The sequence below is a fragment of the Nitrospirae bacterium CG2_30_53_67 genome, from assembly GCA_001873285.1.
Taxonomy (GTDB): Bacteria; CG2-30-53-67; CG2-30-53-67; order CG2-30-53-67; family CG2-30-53-67; genus CG2-30-53-67.
In genome coordinates this window covers 1-6,198 of sequence record MNYV01000077.1, presented here as the reverse complement: position 1 = coordinate 6,198, position 6,198 = coordinate 1, and the positions used below count along the sequence as shown (strand labels likewise).

General features: G+C 52.1%; 7 protein-coding genes. 5 read left to right on the top strand and 2 right to left on the bottom strand.

The features are described 5' to 3' along the window. Positions 1-11 precede the first annotated feature (11 nt). Positions 12-206: a hypothetical protein gene (locus tag AUK29_04645; GenBank protein ID OIP64408.1), complete on the bottom strand. Its 195-nt coding sequence runs from the start codon at positions 204-206 to the stop codon at positions 12-14. Between the two features lie 428 nt (positions 207-634). On the opposite strand from AUK29_04645, the gene AUK29_04640 reads away from it, so the two are divergent. After that, positions 635-910: a hypothetical protein gene (locus AUK29_04640; protein OIP64407.1), complete on the top strand. Its 276-nt coding sequence runs from the start codon at positions 635-637 to the stop codon at positions 908-910. Positions 911-950: 40 nt separating this feature from the next. Continuing rightward, positions 951-1,289 carry a hypothetical protein gene (locus AUK29_04635; protein OIP64409.1) on the top strand — a complete coding sequence of 113 codons (339 nt, stop codon included), beginning with the start codon at positions 951-953 and terminating at the stop codon, positions 1,287-1,289. A 364-nt stretch (positions 1,290-1,653) separates the two neighbouring features. On the opposite strand, the gene AUK29_04630 is transcribed toward AUK29_04635, so the two are convergent. Beyond that, positions 1,654-3,450, bottom strand: a complete 1,797-nt coding sequence (locus AUK29_04630; protein OIP64406.1) for a hypothetical protein — start codon at positions 3,448-3,450, stop codon at positions 1,654-1,656. A 449-nt stretch (positions 3,451-3,899) separates the two neighbouring features. Here AUK29_04630 and AUK29_04625 point away from each other — a divergent pair, with 449 nt between their 5' ends. From AUK29_04625 to AUK29_04615, 3 genes are all read left to right on the top strand, one after another. Continuing rightward, on the top strand, positions 3,900-4,178 hold the full coding sequence (locus tag AUK29_04625) for a hypothetical protein (GenBank protein ID OIP64405.1): 279 nt from the start codon (positions 3,900-3,902) through the stop codon (positions 4,176-4,178). 463 nt (positions 4,179-4,641) lie between these two features. Beyond that, positions 4,642-4,914, top strand: a complete 273-nt coding sequence (locus AUK29_04620; protein OIP64404.1) for a hypothetical protein — start codon at positions 4,642-4,644, stop codon at positions 4,912-4,914. A gap of 64 nt (positions 4,915-4,978) precedes the next feature. Beyond that, positions 4,979-6,198 (top strand): ATPase (locus AUK29_04615; protein OIP64403.1); only part of this gene is annotated, 1,220 nt, incomplete at its 3' end.

Below are 6,198 nucleotides of genomic sequence, written 5' to 3'. Positions count from 1 at the left end.
AGAGCTAATCTTCATATCAACCCCTCAGACAGCAATTCACGGATCAGTTCGATCACCTTGCGAGACGGTTTACCTTTCATCGGCATCTCGTTTTCCAGGTCCCATTTGACGACGAGCTTTCCGTCTTTGTAGACATGCACATGCCGAGGCCCATGGTCACCTGCCCAAGTGAAAAAGACGAACCCGCCTCGTCGCACCTTTCCCATAAAATATGTTACCCTTAGAGGTATCTCTTGTCAAGTAAAAATGGGCCTCCGACAAAAATGCCTGTCCTCCGACCCCCGATCGAGTCGGGGGATGACACCCGGAGCCGGGGATGACGGCGCCTTGTCATTGCCCGGCTTGACCTCGGTTTACCGGGGCCTTGACCGGGCAATCCAGTTTCTTTGCCTTGAATCCACCGGAGACAAGGAATAAGAGCACACAGGCAACCCCATAGGGTAACGGACCCCTTTTGAGATGAGGAATTTCTCGGCCTTTTCTCCTTGATTTTCCACAGGATTCTTATTGACATGCCTGAAACCACCTGCTATCCTGAACTTGCATTCACCTGCTTGAGAAATCTACCTTTCCCAAGCAAGGGTACCGAGAACCAAAGTTGGATATAATGGTTCCAGTGAGGGGGTGAATTTCGGTGACCAAGTTAATCATCGAAGCAGACGACAACTGGACACGCGAAAGAATCAAGATTGCCATCGACACTGAAGCCCATGTGCTCAGAAAGACCGTGGAAAGAATCCGGAACAAGATCACGGAGTTTGAGAAAAAGTACGGCTCACCGGACCGGAAAAAGCTCTACGGTAAAATCGGGGATATGGAACTTCTCGAGTGGGAAGGCGAGATTGAAACACTGAAGCGGGTCGAGCGGAAATTGAAATCCCTCGAGGAAATCAATTTTGAGTATCGATAACTACATCGCCGAAGTGGAAACGCTCATCGCCTCTTATTCCATCGTCTCCTCATACATCCTCACCATCGACAGGAAAACGAGCGACATCGCCTTCATTTCCGGCACAATAGAGTTCAAGAATGGTTTCACGCTCGACTTCAAGGAGTTCGTCGAACACAAGGGCCAGGTCGTGGAAAAATATTCATACGGTTACAACTACCGCTATGGGGCGGATGTTCTCTTCCGCTACGATAACGCACCCGATCCAAGAGCAAGAAATCTGACCTCTTTCCCGCACCACAAACACCTTAGAAGTGGAGGCATCGCTGAATCCCACCTTATCAGACTTACGAACGTTTTTGAAGAAATAGAAAGCATAGCCGGTCGGAAGGAAGACTGATTCAGTAGACGGCTTCAGGAAGCCTTCAGCCGAGAATAGTTTGTCATTGTCCGGCTTGCCCTCGGTTTACCGGGGCTTGACCGGGCAATCCAGTTTCTTTGCCTTGAATCCACCGGAGACAAGGAATAAGAGCACACAGGCAAGCCCCTCGGATAACGGGCCCCCCTTGAGATGAGGAATTTCCCGGCCTTTTCTCTTTTCCTTTTCACTCGAAGTCATGATCAACTATGATGATATGGAAGGAAATCGAGCAGATCCTCGAATCAGGCGGGATGAGGTTGAGGATGGCAGGAACAGGAAGGATCAGGAGGGGTCGTAGAAAGTCAATATCCGATTATCAAAGTCTGGGTACCCTGGACTGGACTTATTTGAGGTGCTCTTCGGTGTAGAGGGAAAGCTCGATCATTCGCTCCAGGAGCTGGTCCGCAGGCATGCCGGGAAAATTGCGGTACACCAGTTCCTTGGCAAAAAGGCGGCAGATGTAACGGAGCTTCCTCGCCCGGCTCTTGGAGGCATAGACGAAATCTCGGTGCCCATTGTTGATGACGATGAGATTCTGCTTTTCTTCATACCTCGACCGCCAGAGATCTCCCGGCGCCCGCTGAAAGGTATAACCGGGTAGTCCCTTGGCCGCAGCATCTCCGCCCGGCTGTTTCGGCAGGATCGAATCGGAAACGGTAACAAGCCCCTCGGCAGTCACGGCCGTCTCTCCCTGCGTTACGGTAAGGGACAACTTCACCAGGCCCGGTTCAGCGGGCGCGGTGAATGTGACAATCTCGTCCGTGGGGTCCTCCAGCCTTCCGCCCCCTTCTTCAATCTTCCATTCGAAGGTCAGGCCTTCTTCCACGAGTCTCCGGCTCTTGTCCCGGGGGACCGCCCGGAATCCCTTGCTCTTTCCCACGGCGACAACGGCAGAAGCCGGAGAGATACGCGCGCTGAAAAGAGGACCGGCAAACTCAAAAAACTCCTTCTGACGGGGGCCTTCCCTGGTTTCCTCCGGGATTGCCTTCCCCTCGACCGCGTCTCCTTCGGCCTCCCGCTCCACGGAAGGTTTCCCGCTCCGGGACCGGACGTGAATATCAAACCAGTCGTATTCTTCCTGCGGAAGCGAGAGGATCGCCTCCTTCAGGGCATTCTGTACCGTCTTCAGAATCTTCCGGCTTGCCCGTTCCTCCTCGGCCCTTCGCTGCTCCGCCACGATCTCGATGAGCTTCTCTTCAAGGGGATGAATCGCAGTCGAAAAATCTTCCAAACGTTCGTCTTGAATGATACCGCTCCGGGTGCTCGGCGTCAGATTGAGATAGGGGACATCGATGATCCCTTCGAGCCAGCCCGAGGTCCAGGGTTCCCGGTTGAACCGTTCCAGTTCGGTGATGCAAGGGATGACCCGTGTCCCCGAGCGGTACAAACCCACGCGGTTCTCCGTATTCGACTCGTTGAGGTAGATCTCATGATAGATCTCGCCCGCCGGAGAGACCGCCTCAGGAAGCTGGTGAAGGAGCCGGCCGGAAAACTCACGGGGCTCCACGGGGATCTCCTTTCTCGCTGTCCGGTCGACCACCTTGATCTTCACGCCGGATCTCCGGATCCGGTCCCGCAACTCCGAGGCCAGATAGCGCTGGATCTTTTCCCCGTTGAGGTGGCGTACCCCCGGAAGCAAGGGGGAGATGGTCAGTTCCGTCCCCTCGGAGGAGAGGAGAGTATGCCGCCGGCCGATCTGGTAACCGGGCGATCCCTTGGTCATCGCCATCTCATAGTGTTTGCCATCACTCGATGCCGAAACGAGTCTCAACTCCTCCCCGACGGTCCAGAAACTGAGCAGACCGATCCCGAACTCCCCCTGGAGGTTCGAGGCCCCCTCCCTTTTCAACTGCCTCTTGATCGAATCGCAGATATGGGTGGCGACATACTTGAAGTTGGGAAGCCCGTCGCCGTCCAGGGGGATCCCGTCGCCGTCATCGATGACCTTGAGGTAAGGAGCGCCCTTGTCCCGCCCCCGGATGATGGTCACGTTGCGCGCATGGGCATCGATGCTGTTCTCCACAAACTCCGCGATCGCCTTCAAGGGATTACTCTGTGAGAGAGCAATGATCGTGATGGCGTTCCAGCTATCGCCGATACGGAGTTTGCCTCCGTTCTGAGTTCTTTTTTTCCGCTTCATCGCCAGTCACACCCAGAGAAAATCGGGGAAGACCGGACCGGTCCTCCTGGTTGTCGATCACCACACGAATCCCTTGTACACTATCAGACCTCCCCGTGTCCGTCCTGGAAGGGTTCTAAATCGTTGATGAGAAGCTAACAGAAAACCGTTGCGGAGTCAAGAATTTGGGTGAAAGCCTCTTTCCCTCATTCTATCTCGTCGGGTTAGCAGAATCTGAGATTCTGCTCCCAGAACTAAAGAATTCTTTAGCTATTCTGAGACCAGCCCCACTGCAACCTGTTTCTTGCGCCGCGCAGTACCCCCGAAACAAGGGACGGGAATATTCGTATCCCGGAACACCCTATCGTTCATGGTAATAAGAAGAGAAGATGAGTCCATTGATATCATTCCTGCCTGGAAGTGGTTCTTGCCAAATCCATCAAGATAAAGGAGGAATGGGGTCATACTCTATGACCCGTCGTCACCGTTGCATTGATGAAATCATGATAGGCAGAAACCGCCTTCTTCCTCGTGTTCGCCATATACCCCAACGGCATTTCAACCTCAAGCCAAGCCGAAGATCTGCTGGAGAGATATGTCCGGACGAGGCGTATTACCAGGCGCCCCACGGCGGAGCGGAGATCGATCTTGTGCTGGTGGAAAACGGGCGGATGCTGATGCTCTCGGAGAACTTCTCTTACTACGACCGTGAGAGGAGCATCGCCTATAGTCCTTCCTACCTGATTTAGGGCACGTTGCTCTATGGGCCCAATCCCCGAGCGGGCCGGAATTTCAGTTTGTCATTGTCCGACTTGCCCTCGGTTTACCGGGGCTTGCATGTGCGTGTCCGCACCTGTCTGCGTGCTGCCGCACAGCACAGGCAGGCGCAGACAGGCTTGATCGGACAATCCATACGTCCCCTTGTCATCGACCGGACAATCCGGTTTGTCTTGCCTTGAATTCGCCGGAGACAAGGAATAAGAGCACACAGGCAAGCCCCTCGGATAACGGACTACCCTTGAGATGAGAAATTTCTCGCCCTTTTTCTCCTTGCTTTTTCAGTCGAAGTCATTATCAGCTACGATGAATGGAAGGAAATCGAGCAGATGCTCAAATCAGGCCGCCAAGGCATGACGAGGGAAAAGCTCAAAGCCTACGCCGGCGCCGTGCATCTTGAGGAAGAACCTATAGAATACCAAAGGCGGGTGCGGAGTGAGTGGAAATAAATTCCTCCTTGACACGAACATTCTTCTCTATGTCATAGGGAAGAAAATAGATATCCTTGCCTTGCCGGAAGGCGAATTTTATATTTCTTTTGTTACCGAACTCGAGCTATTGTCCTACCCATCTTTGACCGCCGGGGAAGAACAAAAAATCAGGGAACTCCTACGCGAAATTCCCGTCATCGATATTTCTCAAGGCATAAAAGACAAGACCATACAGTTCAGAAGACAGCATCAATTGAAACTTCCTGATGCCATCTAAGCTTTCTTCAAATAAGTTAAACAATTGACTTGATTTATCTCTTAAATAAAGATAGATTTGGTATATGAAAATGATTTTAGACCATCTCATCGACGACTTCCATGAGAGACCTCTGCCGGACCTCATCCCGCGCGATCAGTTTATCTCTCGTGTACCACGCAAGGCCAATGTCGTGATCGGAATGCGCCGTTCCGGGAAAACATGGTTCTGCTATCAACAAATGAAAGAGCTGTTGGCACAGGGAATTGAAAGAGAGCGGCTTTTGTATCTGAACTTTGAAGACGAACGACTGCTCCCCTTTGCAGCAGCCGATTTTCAACACATCCTTGAAACCTACTATCGAAAGTTCCCTGGTTTTAAGACACGACAATGTTATCTATTCTTGGATGAGGTGCAGCGTATCCAGGGGTGGGACAAGTTCGTACGACGCGTCCTCGATACAGAACAATTGTCCGTCTGTATAACAGGTTCTTCGTCCAAACTCCTGAGTACGGAAATTGCCACCGCCTTAAGGGGCAGGTCACTCATCACGGAAATATTTCCCTTCAGCTTCAGAGAATTTTTAGGATTTAACAAGGTGGAGCTAAAAGGAACACCCCGGTTCGGATCCAAAATGAGAGCAACCTTGCAACACATGATGGGAATCTATAGTGAGACGGGTGGATTCCCTGAAGTTCAATCGCTCGACGATGAGTTGCGACGCCAAGTGCTTCGAAACTACCTGGACGTTGTAATTCTTCGCGATATCGTGGAACGGCACGCGATCAGCAATGTCACAGCCTTAAGGACCCTCATTCGACATATCATGAGCGCGCCGGCAACACGGTTCAGTGTGAACAAGTTTTACAATACTCTAAAAAGCCAAGGCACTCCCTGTACGAAGAACAACCTGTATAATTATCTCGATCACCTTACGGATGCCTTCCTGGTCTATCAGGCGCCGCTTCACTCCCGCTCTGTAAAGGCGCGGCAAGTCAATCCGAAAAAGGTCTATGTGATCGATACGGGACTTCTGGGAGCCATGTCCTTCCAAATGACCGAGGATCGGGGGGCACGCCTGGAGAATCTCGTCTATATGCATCTTCGCAGGAAGGGCTTTGCGCCGGAATACTATATCACCAGGAAGGGAAATGAAGTTGATTTTGTTCTGTGGCCGGAATCAGGAGGAGAACGTCAGTTGATCCAGGTCTGCTGGAACCTAAAAGACCCGAAAACAAGACAGCGGGAAGTGGATGGACTGCTCTCTGCCATGGATGAATTGCAATTGAAACGGGGGACCATCGT